Source organism: Acinetobacter sp. 228 (genome assembly GCF_048147885.1).
This window is the reverse complement of the sequence record NZ_JAYWYV010000430.1, coordinates 1-1,172: the sequence shown is the minus strand read 5'-3', so window position 1 is coordinate 1,172 and position 1,172 is coordinate 1. Positions and strand designations below refer to the sequence as shown.

General features: G+C 44.6%; 1 protein-coding gene and 1 tRNA gene. Both read left to right on the top strand.

Features of this window, described 5'->3' with window-relative positions; all coding sequences use genetic code 11:
* A partial coding sequence (gene tuf, locus VXQ92_RS19605; RefSeq protein WP_416682920.1) for an elongation factor Tu occupies positions 1-990 on the top strand: 990 nt, incomplete at its 5' end.
* Positions 991-1,050: 60 nt separating this feature from the next.
* Positions 1,051-1,126, top strand: a tRNA-Trp gene (locus VXQ92_RS19600).
* Positions 1,127-1,172 lie beyond the last annotated feature (46 nt).

Genomic DNA, 1,172 nt, shown 5'->3' with positions numbered 1-1,172 from the left:
GTAGAATACGATTCTCCAACTCGTCACTACGCACACGTTGACTGCCCAGGCCACGCCGACTACGTTAAAAACATGATCACTGGTGCTGCTCAGATGGACGGCGCGATCCTTGTATGTGCTGCAACTGATGGTCCAATGCCACAAACTCGTGAGCACATCCTTCTTTCTCGTCAGGTAGGTGTACCTTACATCATCGTATTCTTAAACAAATGCGACCTTGTTGATGACGAAGAATTACTTGAATTAGTAGAAATGGAAGTACGTGAACTTCTTTCTACTTATGACTTCCCAGGTGATGACACTCCAGTAATCCGTGGTTCAGCTCTTGCAGCGCTTAACGGTGAAGCTGGTCCTTACGGTGAAGAATCAGTTCTTGCTCTTGTAGCAGCACTTGACTCTTACATCCCAGAGCCAGAGCGTGCAATCGACAAAGCATTCTTGATGCCAATCGAAGACGTATTCTCAATTTCTGGTCGTGGTACAGTAGTAACAGGCCGTGTTGAAGCTGGTATCATCAAAGTTGGTGAAGAAGTAGAGATCGTTGGTATTAAAGATACAGTTAAAACAACTGTAACTGGCGTAGAAATGTTCCGTAAACTTCTTGACGAAGGTCGTGCAGGTGAGAACTGTGGTATCTTACTTCGTGGTACTAAGCGTGAAGAAGTACAACGTGGTCAAGTACTTGCTAAACCAGGTACAATCAAGCCGCACACTAAATTCGACGCAGAAGTATACGTACTTTCTAAAGAAGAAGGTGGTCGTCACACTCCATTCTTAAATGGTTACCGTCCACAGTTCTACTTCCGTACAACTGACGTAACTGGTGCGATCCAGTTGAAAGAAGGCGTTGAAATGGTAATGCCAGGTGACAACGTTGAAATGTCAGTAGAATTAATCCACCCAATCGCAATGGACCCAGGTCTACGTTTTGCGATCCGTGAAGGTGGTCGTACTGTAGGTGCTGGTGTTGTTGCTAAAGTAACTGCATAAGCATAATATAGTGACGAATTACGTCTCAAGTTGAGAGCTTTGGCTCTCAACTTGCTTTATAGGTCAGTAGTTCAATTGGTAGAGCGTCGGTCTCCAAAACCGAATGTTGGGGGTTCGACTCCCTCCTGACCTGCCATATTTTGAAATAAAAAGCTTGATGCTGGCTTAGTTGTTCATATAAT